Origin of the sequence: Streptomyces sp. NPDC005925 (assembly GCF_040638805.1) — a bacterium.
Classification (GTDB): Bacteria; Actinomycetota; Actinomycetes; order Streptomycetales; family Streptomycetaceae; genus Streptomyces.
Genome location: NZ_JBEXVL010000001.1, coordinates 263,960 through 280,585, shown reverse-complemented (window position 1 = coordinate 280,585; position 16,626 = coordinate 263,960). Strand labels below are relative to the sequence as shown.

13 protein-coding genes and 1 pseudogene are annotated in these 16,626 nt (G+C 73.8%); 7 read left to right on the top strand and 7 right to left on the bottom strand.

Going from position 1 to position 16,626, the window contains the following annotated elements; translation table 11 throughout:
* Positions 1–119 precede the first annotated feature (119 nt).
* The gene (locus ABZ354_RS01190) at positions 120–794 is read right to left on the bottom strand and encodes a helix-turn-helix transcriptional regulator (RefSeq protein ID WP_358651621.1); all 675 of its coding nucleotides are present in this window, start codon (positions 792–794) and stop codon (positions 120–122) included.
* A 277-nt stretch (positions 795–1,071) separates the two neighbouring features.
* Between ABZ354_RS01190 and ABZ354_RS01185 the strand changes: the two genes are divergently transcribed.
* The 4 genes from ABZ354_RS01185 (at position 1,072) to ABZ354_RS01170 (ending at position 6,237) form a co-directional block, all read left to right on the top strand.
* On the top strand, positions 1,072–2,520 hold the full coding sequence (locus tag ABZ354_RS01185) for an NCS2 family permease (RefSeq protein WP_358651619.1): 1,449 nt from the start codon (positions 1,072–1,074) through the stop codon (positions 2,518–2,520).
* 384 nt (positions 2,521–2,904) lie between these two features.
* Positions 2,905–4,011, top strand: a complete 1,107-nt coding sequence (rsgA, locus tag ABZ354_RS01180; RefSeq protein WP_358651617.1) for a ribosome small subunit-dependent GTPase A — start codon at positions 2,905–2,907, stop codon at positions 4,009–4,011.
* Between the two features lie 217 nt (positions 4,012–4,228).
* Positions 4,229–5,620, top strand: a complete 1,392-nt coding sequence (locus ABZ354_RS01175) for an AlkA N-terminal domain-containing protein (RefSeq protein WP_358652219.1) — start codon at positions 4,229–4,231, stop codon at positions 5,618–5,620.
* A 71-nt stretch (positions 5,621–5,691) separates the two neighbouring features.
* The gene (locus tag ABZ354_RS01170; protein WP_358652217.1) at positions 5,692–6,237 is read left to right on the top strand and encodes a methylated-DNA--[protein]-cysteine S-methyltransferase; all 546 of its coding nucleotides are present in this window, start codon (positions 5,692–5,694) and stop codon (positions 6,235–6,237) included.
* Between the two features lie 193 nt (positions 6,238–6,430).
* Here the strand turns inward: ABZ354_RS01170 and ABZ354_RS01165 are convergent, their stop codons facing one another.
* Together ABZ354_RS01165 and ABZ354_RS01160 are read right to left on the bottom strand one after the other, a co-directional pair.
* Complete coding sequence (locus ABZ354_RS01165; RefSeq protein WP_358651615.1) at positions 6,431–6,913, bottom strand: DUF456 domain-containing protein; 483 nt, start codon at positions 6,911–6,913, stop codon at positions 6,431–6,433.
* 65 nt (positions 6,914–6,978) lie between these two features.
* Entirely contained in the window at positions 6,979–7,974 is a 996-nt protein-coding gene (locus tag ABZ354_RS01160) for a helix-turn-helix domain-containing protein (protein WP_358651614.1), read from the bottom strand.
* 282 nt (positions 7,975–8,256) lie between these two features.
* Between ABZ354_RS01160 and ABZ354_RS01155 the strand changes: the two genes are divergently transcribed.
* Both ABZ354_RS01155 and ABZ354_RS01150 read left to right on the top strand, forming a co-directional pair.
* The gene (locus ABZ354_RS01155; RefSeq protein WP_358651612.1) at positions 8,257–9,612 is read left to right on the top strand and encodes a protein phosphatase 2C domain-containing protein; all 1,356 of its coding nucleotides are present in this window, start codon (positions 8,257–8,259) and stop codon (positions 9,610–9,612) included.
* A 253-nt stretch (positions 9,613–9,865) separates the two neighbouring features.
* Entirely contained in the window at positions 9,866–10,297 is a 432-nt protein-coding gene (locus ABZ354_RS01150; RefSeq protein ID WP_358652215.1) for an ATP-binding protein, read from the top strand.
* Between the two features lie 195 nt (positions 10,298–10,492).
* On the opposite strand, the gene ABZ354_RS01145 is transcribed toward ABZ354_RS01150, so the two are convergent.
* A complete protein-coding gene (locus ABZ354_RS01145) occupies positions 10,493–11,539 on the bottom strand; it encodes a DUF2637 domain-containing protein (protein WP_358651610.1) in 1,047 nt (348 codons plus the stop codon).
* A gap of 351 nt (positions 11,540–11,890) precedes the next feature.
* Positions 11,891–12,410, bottom strand: a pseudogene (locus ABZ354_RS01140) (iron-sulfur protein); the annotation flags it as partial.
* A gap of 167 nt (positions 12,411–12,577) precedes the next feature.
* Between ABZ354_RS01140 and ABZ354_RS01135 the strand changes: the two are divergent.
* A complete protein-coding gene (locus tag ABZ354_RS01135; RefSeq protein WP_358651608.1) occupies positions 12,578–13,387 on the top strand; it encodes a GntR family transcriptional regulator in 810 nt (269 codons plus the stop codon).
* Between the two features lie 295 nt (positions 13,388–13,682).
* Here ABZ354_RS01135 and ABZ354_RS01130 read toward each other — a convergent pair whose 3' ends face one another.
* Both ABZ354_RS01130 and ABZ354_RS01125 read right to left on the bottom strand, forming a co-directional pair.
* The gene (locus ABZ354_RS01130; protein WP_358651606.1) at positions 13,683–14,465 is read right to left on the bottom strand and encodes a hypothetical protein; all 783 of its coding nucleotides are present in this window, start codon (positions 14,463–14,465) and stop codon (positions 13,683–13,685) included.
* 151 nt (positions 14,466–14,616) lie between these two features.
* A complete protein-coding gene (locus ABZ354_RS01125; protein ID WP_358651604.1) occupies positions 14,617–16,284 on the bottom strand; it encodes a PucR family transcriptional regulator ligand-binding domain-containing protein in 1,668 nt (555 codons plus the stop codon).
* Between the last annotated feature and the right edge of the window lie 342 nt (positions 16,285–16,626).

Here is a 16,626-nt window from a genome sequence, read left to right as displayed (position 1 = left end):
GGACGTGTCCGAGCATACGTTCGGGACGCCGCCTCTGGCACCGGAGCCACCGCCGGGGACGGTGGTCACGGCCCCGATGCCGTACGCCGGCACCTCGCTGCTGCGCTGCCCCTGCCGCGCTACTCCGGGATCCGCGACCAGAAGTTGTCCACGATGTCGTCGAGGAACTGCTTGCCCGCCTCGCTCGAGGCGGTGGCGTTGCCGGCCCAGCTCAGCGTGGCGGCCAACAGGGTCTGGTACTCCTGGTGCATGGCGCGCAGGGGTTCCTGCAGATCACGCTTGTCCAGGGCGACGAGTTTGGCAATGGCACGGATGTGGGCCTGCCATCGCGTGGAGACGGCCTCGGTGAGCAGATGGGTGAGATCGCCCTCCAGGCCGGTGATCGCGACGAAGTCGCGCGGGGGCAGCTGGAGGAGGTCGCCGAGCGCGGCGGCCTGGTTCTTGGTCCCGCTCCACCGGCCGTCCTCCTCCATCTGCCGGTAGGCGTCGAGAGAGAGCCCGGTGGCGCGGGCGACGTCCTCGACGGCGAATCCGCGGGCGAGACGGTGCTCACGCAACGTGCGCGGAGCGCCCATGAGTTCGCGCGGGGCACACCACAGGGCACCGGCCAGCGCGGTCAGCTCGCTCGCCGTGGGTACCGCGGCACCGCGTTCCCATGCGGTGATGTGATCGGGCGTGATGTGGGCGAGACCGTACGAGGCGCGCATGCCGTAGGCGACGTGGCCGGGTGCCATCCCGAGTTTCTCGCGCAGGATGCGGGCGGCGCGCGCGTTGAAGGGGAGTGGTGAATGCACGTTGCGAGAGTATGGAGTTGATTCGCCGCGAACTCCATCCCTCTCACCGATCGGATCCTGTTTTGACAGCATAGGCTGCCGACAATCGTGCAGGAACCGGCAGAAGTGACACCGGGAACTCGAAGAACGGATGCCCCGGGGGAATTGAGTTCACGCCTTGCGTGCGTATGATCCGCCACCAAGGTGTCCCCACGTGTGTTCGCACAACCGACTGCCACACTCTCTCGGCGGCACCGTCAGGCTTTCCGCACACTTGCAGGTCCAGGAGACAGCAGTCATGAAGACCAGCACGACAGGCCCCGTCGCGGCCCCGCCCACGGGAAACAGCGGCGGTGCGCTCGACCACTTCTTCCGCATCACTGAACGTGGTTCGACGTACGGCCGTGAGATACGCGGTGGATTCGCCACGTTCTTCACGATGGCGTACATCCTCGTACTCAACCCGATCATCCTGAGCAGTGCCGAGGACAAGTACGGCAACCACCTGGACTCTGCTCAGCTGGCCACCGCCACCGCCCTGGTGGCCGCGGTGATGACCCTGATCATGGGAGTGGGGGGCAATCTGCCCCTCGCCCTCGCCGCCGGTCTCGGCCTGAACGCCGTCGTCGGATTCCAGATCGCCCCGCTGATGGCGTGGGACGACGCGATGGGCCTCATCGTGCTGGAAGGCCTGCTGATCTGCGTCCTGGTGCTGACCGGTTTGCGTGAGGCGGTCATGCACGCCATTCCGCAGCCGCTCAAGCAGGCCATCAGTGTCGGCATCGGCCTTTTCATCGCGTTCATCGGTTTTGTGGATGCCGGATTCGTCACGCGAATCCCGGATGCCGCGAACACCACTGTTCCGGTGCAGCTCGGCACCGGTGCGCTGACCGGCTGGCCCATGCTGGTGTTCTGCCTCGGCGTATTGGTGACGCTCGTCCTCCTGGCCCGCAAGGTCAAGGGCGCCATTCTCATCAGCATCGTGCTGATGACCGTCCTCTCCCTGGTCATCAATGAGCTTGCCGACATCAAGTCGTGGGGTCTGACCACGCCCGCGCTGCCCGACAAGCCCGTCGCCAGCCCCGACTTCGGGCTCCTCGGTGAATTCGATCTGCTCGGCGCGTTCGGTGAGGTCAGCGTCCTGACCGGCGTCCTGCTCGTCTTCACGCTCATCCTGTCCGACTTCTTCGACACGATGGGCACCATCGTCGGTGTCACCGCCGAGGCCGGCCTCCTCGACGAGCGCGGCCAGGTCCCCGGCCTCGGTCGCGTCCTGCTCATCGACAGTACGGCGGCCGTCGCCGGCGGCGCCGCCTCCGCGTCGTCCGCCACGACGTACATCGAGTCCGCCGCGGGTGTCGGTGAAGGCGCGCGCACCGGTTTCGCCAACCTCATCACCGGCGGTCTGTTCGCCGCGGCGCTGTTCTTCACGCCCGTGCTGACCATCGTGCCGCTGCAGGCCGCCTCGCCCGCCCTCATCGCGGTCGGCTTCCTGATGATGACTCAGGTCAAGCACATCGACTGGGACCGCTACGAGCTCGCCGTCCCGGCCTTCCTGACGATCGTCGTCATGCCGTTCACGTACTCCATCACCAACGGCATCGGCGCCGGCTTCCTCGCGTACGTCGTCATCAAGGCGTGCCTGGGCAAGGCCCGCGAGGTGCACTGGCTGCTGTGGGGCACCGCGCTGCTGTTCTTCGTCTACTTCGCCATCGACCCGCTGGAACAGCTCCTCGGCATCAAGTGACCGAGAGAGCCGCCTGTCACGGGGCGGCCCCGGCCCGGGAGGGCCGGGGCCGCCCCGACGGCGTTCCGCGGCCCGCCGCCCGCGAGCGTGCGGCGGAACGGTGTGGCGCGGGAAAACCCGCCGCGGAAAACGCGTTGGCACGCGTGTGGGCCCGCGTCTAAAGTGAGGGCGAATCGAGCAGCGGCCGGCCCACGGCCGCCGCTGCCGGCCCCGTGCGGTATCGAGCGCAGTAAGAGGAGGTGTGACCGATGGCTGTCTTTGCGAAGGGCGCTGCCCGCATCCAGTTCGTCGTCAAGTCCACCTCCGTGGCCACCGGCTGACCTTCACATCGTCCGCGCCGACGCGCGTGTGCCGGGGCCACCCCTCCTCGAAGGGCCACCCCCCTTGAGCTCCAGCTCATCCGCATCCGGCATCTCCCCGTCCCCGCTCGCCCACTACGGCTGGGACGCCGCCTGGGCCGAGGCGTTCGCCCCGTACGAGACCGACGGGCTGCTGCCCGGCCGGGTCGTCCGGGTCGACCGCGGGCAGTGCGACGTCGCCACCGCGGGCGGCATCCTGCGGGCCGACACCGCGTTCGTCACCCCGCACGACCCGCTGCGGGTCGTCTGCACCGGCGACTGGGTCGCCGTCGAACCCGGCGGCACCCCGCGCTACGTACGCGCCTGCCTCCCGCGCCGTACCGCCTTCGTACGGTCCACCTCCTCCAAGCGGTCCGAGGGGCAGATCCTCGCCGCGAACGTCGACCACGCCATCGTCGCGGTCTCCCTCGCCGTCGAACTCGACCTGGGCCGCATCGAACGGTTCCTCGCGCTCGCCTGGGAGTCCGGGGCGCAGCCGGTGGTCGTCCTCAGCAAGGCGGACCTGGTGCCCGATGCGGCGACCCGGGCGCATCTCGTCCAGGACGTCGAGACCAGCGCGCCCGGCGTGCCCGTGCTGCCCGTCAGCGCGCGCGACGGGGACGGGCTCGACGTGCTCGCCGCCGTCGTCTCGGGCGGTACGGCCGTACTGCTCGGTCAGTCCGGCGCCGGCAAGTCCACCCTCACCAACGCGCTGCTCGGCGAGGACGTCATGGACGTACAGGCCACCCGTGACATGGACGGCAAGGGCCGGCACACCACGACCGTCCGCAACCTCCTCGTCCTGCCCGGCGGCGGCGTCCTCATCGACACGCCGGGGCTGCGCGGCGTCGGCCTGTGGGACGCCGGCACCGGCGTCGGGCAGGTCTTCGCCGAGATCGAGGAACTGGCCGGGGACTGCCGCTTCCACGACTGCGCCCACGAGAGCGAACCGGGCTGCGCCGTCCGCGCCGCCATCGACTCCGGCGACCTCCCGGAACGCCGTCTGGAGAGCTATCGCAAGCTGCTGCGCGAGAACCAGTACATCGTCGCCAAGACGGACGCCCGTCTCAGGGCGGAGATCCGCAAGGACTGGAAGCGCAAGGGCGCGATGGGGCGCGCGGCCGGTGAGCTGAAGAGGGGGCGCGCGAGGTAAGGATCGTCCCCGGCCGGAGACGGACCGGCCCGGGGAACCGGCCCCCGGTCCGTCCCCGGTCCGTCCCTGGCCTGCCCCCGGTCCGTCCTCCGCCTGTCCTCGTCAACGCCGTGTCCGATTTCCGCCAGCCGCACGTCCCCGGCCGACGGAGACTGGAGGCGTGAAGGACGCAGGCGCGAAGGTGAAAGAAGGCGTGACGGTGACGGCCGGGGGCGTGATGGACGAGGACGCCCGGTTCGAGGCCGTACGGAGCCGGGACGCCCGGTTCGACGGGGCGTTCTTCTTCGCCGTCCGGACCACCGGCGTCTACTGCCGCCCCAGCTGCCCGGCGATCACGCCCAAGCGGCACAACGTACGGTTCTTCACCACGGCCGCCGCCGCGCAGGGCTCCGGATTCCGGGCCTGCCGGCGGTGCCGGCCCGACGCCGTGCCCGGCTCGGCCGACTGGAACGTCCGCGCGGACGTCGTCGGCCGGGCCATGCGGCTCATCGGCGACGGAGTCGTGGACCGGGAGGGCGTCGCCGGACTCGCCGCCCGGCTCGGCTACAGCGCCCGGCAGGTCCAGCGCCAGCTCACCGCCGAACTCGGCGCGGGCCCCGTCGCCCTCGCCCGCGCCCGGCGCGCCCACACCGCGCGTGTGCTCCTGCAGACCACCGACCTCTCGATCACCGGGATCGCGTTCGCGTCGGGCTTCGCCAGCGTGCGTCAGTTCAACGACACGATCCGAGCCGTGTACGCGCGGACCCCCGGCGAGCTGCGCGCCGCCGGCCCACCGGGCGCGGCCCGACCGGCCACCCCGTCCGCGGGCATCCCGCTGCGGCTCGCCCACCGCGGCCCCTACGCGGCGGGCCACGTCTTCGACGTGCTGGCCCGTGAGGCCGTCGCCGGCGTCGAGGAGGTCACGGGTCCCGCGGGCGCCCGCACCTACCGGCGCACCCTGCGGCTCCCCCACGGCACCGGCACCGTCGCCGTCGGGGAGCGGCCCGGCACCGCGCGGAGCACCCGCGGCACCCACCCCGGCGGCTGGCTCGACGCCCGGCTGCACCTCGCCGACCCGCGCGACCTGACCACGGCCGTGCAGCGGCTGCGCAGACTCCTCGACCTCGACGCCGACCCGTACGCCGTCGACGAGCGCCTCGGTGCCGACCCCCGCCTCGCCCCGCTGGTCGCGGCCCGCCCGGGGCTGCGCGCACCGGGTGCCGCCGACCCGGAGGAGCTCGCCGTGCGCGCCCTGACGGGTACGGACGAGGCCGCACGCCTCGTCCAGCGGTACGGCAAGGCCCTGGACGCCCCCTGCGGCAGCCTCACCCACCTCTTCCCCGAGCCGGCCGTCCTCGCCGAGGCCGAGCCGGACACCCCGCTCGGCACACTCGCCGCCGCCCTCGCCGACGGCACCCTGCGGCTCGACCCGGGCGCCGACCGCGATGCCGCCCACGCCGCCCTGCGCGCACTGCCCGGCCTCGACGCCCGTACCGTGGCCGTCGTCCGCAGCCGTGCCCTCGGCGACCCCGACGTCGCGCCGCCCGGCGTGGACGCCCCCGAAAGCTGGCGCCCCTGGCGCAGCTACGCCCTGCACCACCTGCGCGCCGCAGGGGAGTTGGAGTGGTGATGACCGACCCGATGACCCGTCCCACGACGGACCCGACGCTCCGGCAGACGACTGGCCCCACGGCCCACCGGATGACCGGCCCGGTCAGCGGACCGGTGACCAGAGCGAGCGCCGCCGACGTCGCCGTCCACTGGACCCGGCTCGACAGCCCCCTGGGCCAGCTGCTGCTCACCGCCGACGCGGACGGTGCGCTGACCTCGCTGTCCGTGCCCGGCCAGAAGGCGGGCCGGACCGTCCAGGACGGCTGGCGCGACGACCCGGGTCCGTTCCGCGAGGCCGAGCGGCAGCTCGCCGCGTACTTCGCCGGCGAGCTGAAGGAATTCACCCTGCCGCTGCGCACCGCGGGCACCGAGTTCCGTGAGCGGGTGTGGGCCGCCCTGGACTCCGTGCCGTACGGGGCGACCACCACGTACGGCGCGATCGCCGCCCGGGTCGGGGCGTCCCGGATGGCCGTACGGGCCGTCGGCGGCGCGATCGGCGCCAACCCGCTGCTGATCGTCCGCCCCTGCCACCGCGTGATCGGCACCGACGGCTCCCTCACCGGCTACGCGGGCGGCCTGGACCGCAAGGTGCGGCTCCTCACGCACGAGGGCGCGCTCACCGCCGTACGGCCCTGACGCGTCACCCGAGTCGGACGCTCGCACCAGGCCCGAGATGTCGCACAGCCCGACGTGTCACATGAGGCCCGAGTTGCACGAGGCCTGAGCTGTCGCACCGTCCTGACGTGTCACAAGGAGCCTGAGGCGCACGAGACCTCAGGTGTCACAACGTCCTGACGTGTCGCACGGGACGTGCCGGGTCGCACGCCGGTCAGCCCCACAGCACCGCGCCCAGCCAGGCCGCCGTGATCAGCAGGCAGACGAACAGCTCCGCCAGCACGCTCCAGCCGCCCGAACGCATCGCCGTGCGCAGCGCCACCCGGGCCTCGGCGTGCCGGCCCAGGCGCAGTCGCTCGGACAGGTAGACGCCGCCGACGAAGCCCGGGATCGCGCCGACCACCGGCACCAGCAGGAACCCGAGGACCGCGCCGGCACCCGCGTACAGCGCCGTACGGTGCGTGACACCGCCCGCGCGCAGCCGGCGCGGCGGCTGCGTCCAGCGGATCACCTGGAACAGGCAGAGCAACGCCGTCGCGCCGACCAGCACCCACCAGGAGACCGCCCGAGGGTCCTGCAGCGCCCACCACAGGACGGCCGCCCACACCAGCCACGAACCCGGCACCCCGGGCACCAGTACGCCGTACAGTCCGAGCCCGAGGACCAGCCCGACCAGCAGCAGGCCCCACACTCCCATCCCTCCAGACTGCCGGACCCGGACGAGCCCCGCAGAGCGGCGGCCCCGTGCCGCCGGCGGCGTTCTCAGGCCTCCCGCTCCCGGGACACCCACCCCCGCTCGTACGCGTGCCAGCCCAGCTGGAGGCGGGTCGTCACGCCCGCGAGTTCCATCAGGTGCTTCACCCGGCGCTGCACCGTGCGCAGCCCCAGATCGAGCTGTTTGGCCACGCTCGCGTCCGTCAGCCCGGCCAGCAGCAGCGACAGGATCTCCAGGTCCGTGCCGTCGGGACCGTCCGGCCGGTCCTCCGTGACGCCGGCCGCGCCGAGCCGCAGCGGCAGCCCGTCCCGCCACACCGACTCGAACAGCCCGGAGAGCAGTTCCAGCAGCCCGCTGGCGTGCACCACCAGTGCGGCGGGCTCCGCGGCGTGCGAGGTGAGCGGCACCAGGGCGAGGGCCCGGTCGGCGATCACCAGTCTGGTCGGCACCCGCTCCACGACCCGCACCTGTTCCTCCCGGCCGAGCGCGGCGGTCAGTTCCGCGACGCCGTCGGGCAGATCCAGCACGGCCCGCTCGACGACCGCCCGGTGGCGCACCCCGCGCCCGCCGGCCCGCTCCTGCGGGTCGCTCTCCACGCCGGTGACGGCACCGGCCACCGGACCGCCGGTGACCAGCGCGCGGACCTCCTCGCTCGCCCCCAGCCGGATCTGCACGAACCGCTGCGCGACCGCCGCCGCGCCGATCACCACCTCGACCAGGTCGTGCACCGCGGGCTCGGCCGCCGCCGCCCGGTACTCCTCGGCGAGCAGCGTCGCCGCCAGCTCCGCCCTCTCCAGTTCGTGCCGGCGCTGGGACAGCAGAGCGCCCAGCGCCACCGCCGGCGGGGCCACGACCCAGCGCCCCGGCCGCGCCGACGACTGCGCGGCGAGCCCGTGCCGCTCCAGCCGGCGCAGCACCCGGTCCGTGTCGTGCTCGCCGAGCGTGAGCCGGCGCGCCAGGTCGGGCACGTCGGCGGCGCCCAGGGTCACCAGCGCCCGGTACGCCGACTCGTGCGTCTCGTCCAGCCCCAGCACACTCAGCATGCGCGGTCGCCCTCCCCGAATCCCCGAACTCCCCGAAAAACGGACACGCGGTGCCGCCCATGGCGGAAACCGGCCACGGCGTAAACCCGCCTCGGCACATCATCGCCGTACCGCCCGCCACTCTGCCAAGGTGAGTCCCTTCACCACCACAGGCCTTGTGCCGGAGGTGCCGGGCGGCCCTCCCGTGGGGGGTGGGGCCGCCCGGTACCTCATTCCGCATGCCCTGGCGTGATTTTTTCCCGACGGGTTTTTCCGCGGCCCGCGCGGTGGAGAATCGGGGGCATGAGCCAGCAGGGGCGACATCCCACCGGTCACGAGGACGACTGGTGGCAGGAGTTGTACGACTCCTCCACCGACGACACGGGCCCCGCGCCCGCACCCGACTCACTGGACGACCGTTTCGCGTCGGCGGCCGGCACGGTAGCCTCCGGCGAGGCGGCGTCCGAGCGGGCGACGGGCACGCGAGCGGGAGCCGGGACCTCCACGCGGCCGCCCGGGGACCGGACGCCCGGGGGCCGGGGACCCGGTAACGGGACGTCCGTGGGCCGCGCGGCCGCCACCACCCGTACCGTCCGCCCCGTCGCGGAGCCGACGTCGCCCGAGCCGCCGCCGGGCTCGGCACCGCCGCGCCCGTCCGGCCGGCTGTCCGTGCCGGCCGCCCGCTCCGGCCCGGACCACGTCGGAGCCGGACCGCCCGCCTACGACGCCGACCCGGCCGCGCTGCCGCCCGCCGACCCGGGCGCCCTGGCCGACCTGGTCCCGGACACCGTGCTGGACGGCGCGAGGTACGGCACCTGCACGCTGCGCGCCGTGTCCGTGCGCGGGGACTCCGCACGGTTCCGGGGCGAGCCGCGCCGGGACTTCCTGCTCACCGCCCGGTTCGGCACCGGCGAACAGGCGCTGGTGCTGGTCGCGACGGCCACCGGCGTGCGCGGCACGCCGGGCGCGCACCGCGCCGCCGCGGAGCTCTGCCACGCGATCGGCCGGGCCGTCGGGGACAACCACGCCCGGCTCGCACAGGACGTGCGGGAGGGCCGGCGCGACGACCTGAAGTCCGGCCTGCACCGGCTGACCGACCGCAGCCTCGGCAGGCTGCGCGCCGCCGCCGAGCAGGGCACCGACGCCGGCGCCTGCGCGTCCGGCCTGCGCTGCCTGCTGCTGCCGGCGGCACCCGAGTGCCGTACCCGGGTGTTCTTCGGCGTCGGCGAGGGCGGACTGTTCCGGCTGCGGGACGGACGGTGGCAGGACCTCGAACCCGCCGCCACCGACACCGGACCCGCCGCCGGCTTCGGCTCTCCGCCCGCCGGGACGCCCGGAAGCCCCGTGACTCCCCGGGGCGACCACCTCACCATGGACCTGGGCATCCCCACCCCGCCCAGCCCCTACGAACCCGCCCCCGCGCCCGCGCGCGAGCCCTTCCGCTTCCGCGCCTCCGTGGCCCGCCCGGGCGACACGCTCCTGATGTGCACGGCGGGCCTCGCCGAACCGCTGCGCGGCGAACCCGAGCTGGCCGCCCACATGGCCGAGCGGTGGTCCGCCCCGGCCCCGCCCGGCCTCGCCGGGTTCCTCACCGACACGCAGGTCCGGGTCAAGGGCTACGCCGACGACCGTACGGCCGCCGCCGTGTGGGAGGCGTGACGGCACCCCGCGCCCGACTCCGCCTACACCACGGGGCGTACGCCGTCGCGCCCCGACCCCCGAATGACGCACGGAGTCGAGTCGATGCCTTGCGGGGTTCAGCATTCCGGATGACTGTCCCGTGCCCGATCGGGCAATCATCCCCGTGTACATGTTCGAGCGGGAGGATCCGGCCATCGTCGCGCGGGGGATCATGAAAAGGCAGTCACGAGGGGGATGCCCGGCAGCAGCCGGTGTGTCCTCCGCCCAGACCATGGAGCAGACGGCCGACGGCGACGCGGAGCGCGCCACGGCCCCTCAACTCAGACGCAGACTCGGGCGCGCCGACCTGCGAGCCGTACCCGAGGCCCGCAGGGCGCTGCGCGAGCTGTTGCGCCAGTGGGGGCTTCCCGGACGATCGGAGATAGCGGAGCTGCTCACCAGTGAACTCGTCACCAACGCGCTCGTCCACACCGACGACGACGCGGTCCTGACCGCGACCGTCCGGCCCGGCGGACTGCGCGTGGAGGTCAGGGACTTCGTGGCCGGCCGACCCGGCCCGCGCGTACCGCACGCCGACGACGGTACGCACCGGACCAACGGCCGGGGCCTGCTCCTCGTGCAGTCCCTCGCGGACTCCTGGGGAATACGCCCGCACGGCGTGGGCAAGTCCGTCTGGTTCGAACTCGGCGCGGGCGCGGCCTGACCCGCCGCCCGACGCGCTGCCCGGACTCCATGTCACCCCCCGCCGGACGGGCCCGGACGGGCCCCGGCCCGACGTCCGCCCGAGCACGGCCAACGGGGTGGGGCGCGGCCCGAACAGGCCGCGCCCCACCCCGTGTTGCCGTCACCGCCCGGGACCGCGCAGGATCCGGGCGGCCGGCCGTCAGCCCGTGCGGCCTCAGCCGAACTGCTGCTCCAGGTCCTTGAGCTTCTGCTCCAGGGAGTCCAGTCGCGGCAGGGCCATGGTGTCGTCCTCCGCGGTGAGGTCGACGGTCAGGTGGTCAGAGCCGCTGCGTACGGGCTCCAGGGAGGGACGGGAACGAACGGGCAACTGTTCCGGCGAAGCCGATATGGCAGGCTCCGCGGACACACGGTCGGAGTCGCGCTCCACCTGCACCTCCACCTCGCCCCGGCGCCCGCCGCGGCCCGGGAGGCCGCGGTGGCCCCGGCTGATCGCCCGCAGCTGCGCGCGCTCCATGCGGTTCGCCTCCCGGCGCCGCATGCGCTCCTTCTCCTTGCGGCGCTGGTCGTCGCGGACCTCCTCGACGGCCTCGTCCAGGCTGCGCACGCCCTCCAGGAGCATCAGCGACCAGGCGCGGTACGTCTCACGGGGCGCCCGCAGCCAGCGGACCACGCGGATCTGCGGCAGCGGACGCGGCACCAGGCCCTGCTCGCGCAGCGCGGCCCGGCGGGTCTGCTTCAGGGCGCGGTCGAACAGCACGGCCGCGGACAGGGACATGCCGGAGAAGAACTGCGGGGCGCCGTCGTGGCCCATGCCCCGGGGGGCGTGCACCCAGTTGAACCAGGCAGCGGCGCCCGCGAACGTCCACACCAGTATCCGGGAGCCGAGCGCCGCGTCACCGTGGCTGGCCTCGCGCACCGCGAGCACCGAGCAGAACATCGCCGCGCCGTCCAGGCCGAACGGGACCAGGTACTCCCAGCCGCCGGTCAGGTTCAGGTTCTGCCGGCCGAAGCCGACCAGTCCGTGGAAGGAGAGCGCCGCGGCCACCGCCGCACAGCAGAACAGAAGGACGTAGGAAGCCGTGCCGTAGAGGGCCTCCTTGCGGCGGCGGCGCTCCTCGCTGCGCTCCCACGAGTCGTCCGCGCTCGTGTCCTTCCCCGAGGCGCGCTTTCCGTGCGCGAGCACCGCCACCGCCGCCAGCATGCCCAGGAGCAGCACGGCGCCCGGAAGCAGCCAGTTCAGCGATATGTCGGTCAATCTCATCTGTGGGGTCCCTCGCATTGGGATAGGGCGTGTAACGCCCGCCATGGTGGCCCAAACCCACTGGCCCTCAGGGGGTTTCGGGGCAAGAGGCCGCCAAGGAAGGGGAAGGGGTTGCCCAGGGCAGCGATCTGCTCGAACTGCCGCTTGAGGGGCGGGAGTTGAGTTCGAATAAGACTACCCGGACGGGTGGTTCCATGAAAAATTGCCGCGGCTGGTGAGAGAGGCGTGGAGTGGCCGTGATCATAGCGGGCCGGTGACGCGCTTCCGACGTGCCACGCGGCGGTTCAGGCGGGCGTCGCCGACAGGAGTCCGGTGACGCGGTCGGCGTCGCAAATCCGCGGGGAGGTGACGCACGTGCTCGAGATGCTCCGCGACCGCGCCGCGCACCTCCGCGCGCGGCGCCTCCTCACCGGCGGCCACGCGCGCGCCGGGCAGCGCGGCGGCCGGGTCGCCCGGCAGGCAGGCGAAGTCCGCCGGCAGCACCGCCGTGCGGCCCAGGGGCAGGCCGGGGGCCGTGCGGTCGTACGAGACGTGCGTCACGGGGTAGCGGGGGACGCGACGGCTCAGGAACCACGGCACGGTGATCAGCAGGCAGGCAGGCGGGTCAGGCGTAGCGGTGCAGCCCGGAACCGGCCACCACGTCGGGGCGTGCGGGCCGGCCGTGGGCGCGCCGGACCTGCGCGTCGTCGTGGGCCAGGAAGGCGTCGAGGGCGCCGGGATCGGCCGCGAGGTCGGCGGCGCGGAGCCACCCGCCTCCACGGGGAAGGCCGGCGTCCCGCACCCCGGCGTCCTGCTCCGTGACCACGAGCGCCGGGAACGCCCTGGTCAGGCGGGTGTACGCGTCCGCGAGGGGCGAAGGGGGCGCGGGCATGCAGAGGCCACCGATCCGCGAGGCACTCGGCCGTTGGGAAGGTAAGGCTCACCTTGGTGGGTGTCGCGGGGGTGGGAACTGACGGCGTGTGGCCCTATGGTGCTCCCCGAGCGGGTCACATCCCCGCCGCAATGACCCCAAGTGCCGACATGCCCGCAGGAGGACCCGTGACGCAGGGTGCGCAGGACTCTGCCGACGCCTCCGGCGTGCCGGCGGGGGTGCCTGTCGTGCTGCGGGTGCCCGCCCAGCCGAGCGCCGGGGACGTGGACCGGGCGGCGGGGTGGTGCGTCCGCGGGGCCGACGGGCCCGGGGCCACCGGGCCGGGCGGGCGCGAGGGCGCGGAGGGGCCGAGGACGCGCGTGCGGCGCTTCTCCGTGCGGGGGCAGATCCTCGACGCGTTGCGCACCGCGCTGGTGTCGGGGGAGCTGGTACCGGGCGAGGTGTACTCGGCACCGGCGCTCGGCGAGCAGTTCGGGGTGTCGGCGACGCCGGTGCGGGAGGCGATGCAGCGGCTGGCGCTGGAGGGCGCCGTCGAGGTGGTGCCGAACCGCGGCTTCCGGGTGGTCGAGCGGGGAGCGCGGGAGCTGGCGGAGCTCGCCGAGGTGCGGGCGCTGATAGAGGTGCCGGTGATGATGCGTCTGGCGCGGACCGTGCCCGTGGAGCGGTGGACGGAACTGCGGCCACTGGCGGAGTCGACGGTACGGGCCGCGTCCTCGGGCTGCGCGGCGACGTACGCGGAGTCGGACCGTGCCTTCCACCGGGCGGTGCTGTCGCTCGCCGGGAACGGCCAGCTGGTGCAGATCGCGGAGGACCTGCACCGGCGTTCCCAGTGGCCGGTGCCGAGCGGTCCCGTGACCCGCGGCCGGGCGGACCTGGTCGCGGACGCGTCCCAGCACATGACGCTCCTGGACGCGCTGACCGCGCGGGACTTCGACGTGGTCCAGTCACTGGTACGGGAACACTTCGCCGGAGCGTGACGCTCCGCGCGGGGCAGGACGGCTTCGCACACCGCGCGGGGACGGCGCGCGACCTCGGCGGGCCGCTCGACCCGGCGTGGACCGCCGCCGTCCGTGCCTGTGCGGCCGGGTGGGTCGGGCCGGTCCGGCGGGGTCGGACCGGCGCCTGCGTCCTTGTCGGCGCCGGTCGGGCGAGGCCCCGCCCGAACGCGAGCGGCGCCCCGCCTTGCGCCACGCCCGCCTGCCGCCCCCGCCTTACGCCACGCCCGCGTTGTGCCGCCCCGCCTTACGCCACGCCCCGTTGTGCCGCCCCGCCTTACGCCGCCCCCGCGTCCGGCGCCGTGACGGCCAACTGCCGTGCCAGCCAGGTCGGCACGCCGCCCAGGAGGCGGTGCAGTCGGCGGGCCTCCTCGCGCAGGCGGGTCGCCTCGGGTTCCGTCTCGGTGTCCGCGAGGGATGCCAGCGCCGGGGCCGTACCGACCAGATAGCCCAGTTCCTCGCGGATGCGCAGGGACTCGGCGAACCCGTGCCTGGCCTCCGCCAGCTCCCCTTCCCGCAGGGCGAGCCCGGCCAGGTGCCGCCACGTGAAGGACAGCAGGAGGGGGTCGGAGTGCGCCGTCGCGCCCGCGTGGGCCCTGCGGTACGCGGCGCGCGCGGCCTGCGGGGAGCGGGTCAGGTTCTCCGCCAGCAGTCCCCGGCGGAAGTCCAGCAGGGCCCGTCCGGCGGAACCCGGCGGAAGCAGGGCAGCCGCCCTGCCCAGCGCCGCCCGGGCCTCGTCGGCGCGGTCCCGCACGGTGTGGAGCGTGGAGGCGTACGCAAGTTGCCCCCGTTCACAAGCGGCGGCCCCGCGCTCCTCGTCGGTGTGGGCGACGGCCTCGGCGGTGCGCAGCGCGTCCTCCGCCTCCTCCCAGCCCTGCTCGGTGTACAGGCACCGTTCCACCAGCAGCGCGGCCCGCTGCAGGGAGGATCCCGCGGTGTCCGGTGTCAGCAGGGCTGCGGCGTCGGCCCAGCATGCGCGTGAGCGCAGCCGCCATACCGCGGTCTGGAGTGGATCGTCACCAGCGGTCGTTCCGTAACCAGACATGGCGGTATGCGCCACGTTGCCCTCCCCGGCACGCCATTGAGCTGTGAGTGGTGGCGGAATCTCAGCACGAATGCCGGGGCCCGGCCAAGAGGGCGGGTGAAAGAATTCACAAAGTTGTGGGACAGTCGTGGTCGCTCGTGTGCCTCCCGGCCCGCTCCGGGGGGCCTCAGCTCATGCGCAACGCCAGGAAGAAATCCAGTTTGTCCTCCAGGCGTGCCAGGTCACGGCCCGTCAACTGCTCGATTCTTCCGACCCGGTAGCGCAGCGTGTTGACGTGCAGGTGCAACCGGGCCGCGCAGCGGGTCCAGGAGCCGTCGCAGTCCAGGAACGCCTCCAGGGTGGGGATCAGCTCCGCGCGGTGGCGCGAGTCGTACTCCCGCAGCGGGTCGAGGAGGCGGGCGGTGAAGGCGCGGCGTACGTCGTCGGGGACGAACGGCAGGAGAAGGACGTGGGACGCGAGTTCCTGGTGGCCCGCGGCGCAGACCCGGCCGGGCCGGGCCGCGGCGACGCGCCGGGCGTGCCGGGCCTCCTCCAGGGCGCCGCGCAGGCCCTCCGCCGAGTGCACGGGCGCGCTGACGCCCAGCGTGACGCGGCCGTCGTCGCCGAGACCGGCGGAGAGCGGGTCCCGTACGGACTCCAGCAGCGTGTCGGCGACGATCCCGGTCTCCGAGCCGTCGTGCTCGGCGGAGACGGCCGGGAGCGGGACCAGGGCCACCGCCTCCTCGCCCGTGTGGGCCACCGCGACGCGGTCGGAGGGTTCCGCACCCGTCGACAGGGGGTCGACGAGGATCTCCTCCAGCAGCGTCTGGGCCGCCCTGCCCGGGTGGATGCCGCTGTCCTGCCAGTCGACGCCGGCCACGACGACCTGCCAGTGCGGGGCCGCGCCGAGCCCGGGCAGCAGGACCGGCGCGGCGACCCTGAGGCGCGCCGCGATCTCGGCCGGCGGCGCGCTCGACTGCACCAGCTCCAGCACCTCCTGCGCCAGGCGGCGGCGGACGGTGCGGGCCGCGTCCCGGCGGTCCCGCTCGACCGCGATCAGCTGTGTGACTCCGTGCACAAGGTCGAGGCGCTCCTCCGGCCAGTCGCCCGCGTCCGCCTCCACGGCGAGGAACCAGTCGGACAGGACCGTCTCGCGCACCTCCCCGTCCGCCTGCGGGGCGCCCGTGCGGACCGGGAACAGCGAGTAGGTGGCGCCCGACAGCAGCACGCGGTGCGGGGCGCGCCGGCCGGTGCGGGTGGCCGACAGGTGCTCGGCGGTGAGAGCGGCGCACACGTCGGCGGGCAGTGCCGGGCCGGCCACCTTCGGGCCGGCGACGAGCCGTCCGGCGGGGGAGAGCACCCAGGCCCGCAGGTCGAGGTCGGAGCCGAGCAGGTCGAGGACGACGTCCGGGCCGCCGCCGGCCGGGCCCGAGGTCATCATCCGCCGGTGCCGGTCCACGACCGCCGCGAGGTCCCCGGCGCGCTCGCCGGACACCTGACGGACGACGTGCTCGGTGATCGTCGCGAACGCAACGGACTCGTGCACCGCGAACAGGGGCAGGCGGTGCCGGGCGCAGGCCTCGATCAGGTCGTCCGGTACGGCGCTCAGCTCCGCCTCGCCGGCCGCCAGTGCCGCCACCCCGGCCTGCACCAGGAGGCGTACGAAGGGCTCGGAGTCGGCGGCGTCGCGGCGCCAGGCGAGGCCCGTGAGCACCAGTTCACCGCCCGACAGGTAGCGGCTGGGGTCGCGCAGGTCGGTGGTCATCACACCCCGTACGGCGCGGTCCAGCTCGTCCTCGCCGCCGAGCAGCGTCAGGCCCAGCGCGTCGGTGTCCAGCAGTGCGCGCAGCCGCATTCTCGTCGCCGCCGTTCTTTGTCTCGGGGTGTGCGGGGGATGGGTTCGGGTGCGGGCCCCTTCGGCGGCGGGTGTGCCGTGCTGGCCGTCCGCCGGCGCGTGTCCCAGGTCACGCGGGGTTTTCTCGCGATTCCACAGGAGAACGAGGAGGTGTCCGAGGGCCTCCGTTCATATGAATCTACAAGATGCCCGGCCTGGCCAGCCAACTCCTTCATGGTTTCCGTGACTGACCCCGGTGGAGCAGGCACTGTGTACTGAGACCACCTGGCGTCAACAGCACAGGAACGAGCTGTGCCCGCCGCACCCGGACGGCTCGCCCCTGAACGACCCACAAGATCTGGA

Excerpts from the sequence above, each read along its gene's own strand:
- ABZ354_RS01185 (WP_358651619.1), top strand. The coding sequence starts at position 1,072 with ATGAAGACCAGCACGACAGGCCCCGTCGCGGCCCCGCCCACGGGAAAC.
- ABZ354_RS01175 (WP_358652219.1), top strand. The coding sequence starts at position 4,229 with ATGGACGAGGACGCCCGGTTCGAGGCCGTACGGAGCCGGGACGCCCGG.
- ABZ354_RS01170 (WP_358652217.1), top strand. The coding sequence starts at position 5,692 with ATGACCGGCCCGGTCAGCGGACCGGTGACCAGAGCGAGCGCCGCCGAC.
- ABZ354_RS01165 (WP_358651615.1), bottom strand. The coding sequence starts at position 6,913 with ATGGGAGTGTGGGGCCTGCTGCTGGTCGGGCTGGTCCTCGGGCTCGGA.
- ABZ354_RS01160 (WP_358651614.1), bottom strand. The coding sequence starts at position 7,974 with ATGCTGAGTGTGCTGGGGCTGGACGAGACGCACGAGTCGGCGTACCGG.
- ABZ354_RS01155 (WP_358651612.1), top strand. The coding sequence starts at position 8,257 with ATGAGCCAGCAGGGGCGACATCCCACCGGTCACGAGGACGACTGGTGG.
- ABZ354_RS01150 (WP_358652215.1), top strand. The coding sequence starts at position 9,866 with ATGGAGCAGACGGCCGACGGCGACGCGGAGCGCGCCACGGCCCCTCAA.
- ABZ354_RS01145 (WP_358651610.1), bottom strand. The coding sequence starts at position 11,539 with ATGAGATTGACCGACATATCGCTGAACTGGCTGCTTCCGGGCGCCGTG.
- ABZ354_RS01125 (WP_358651604.1), bottom strand. The coding sequence starts at position 16,284 with ATGCGGCTGCGCGCACTGCTGGACACCGACGCGCTGGGCCTGACGCTG.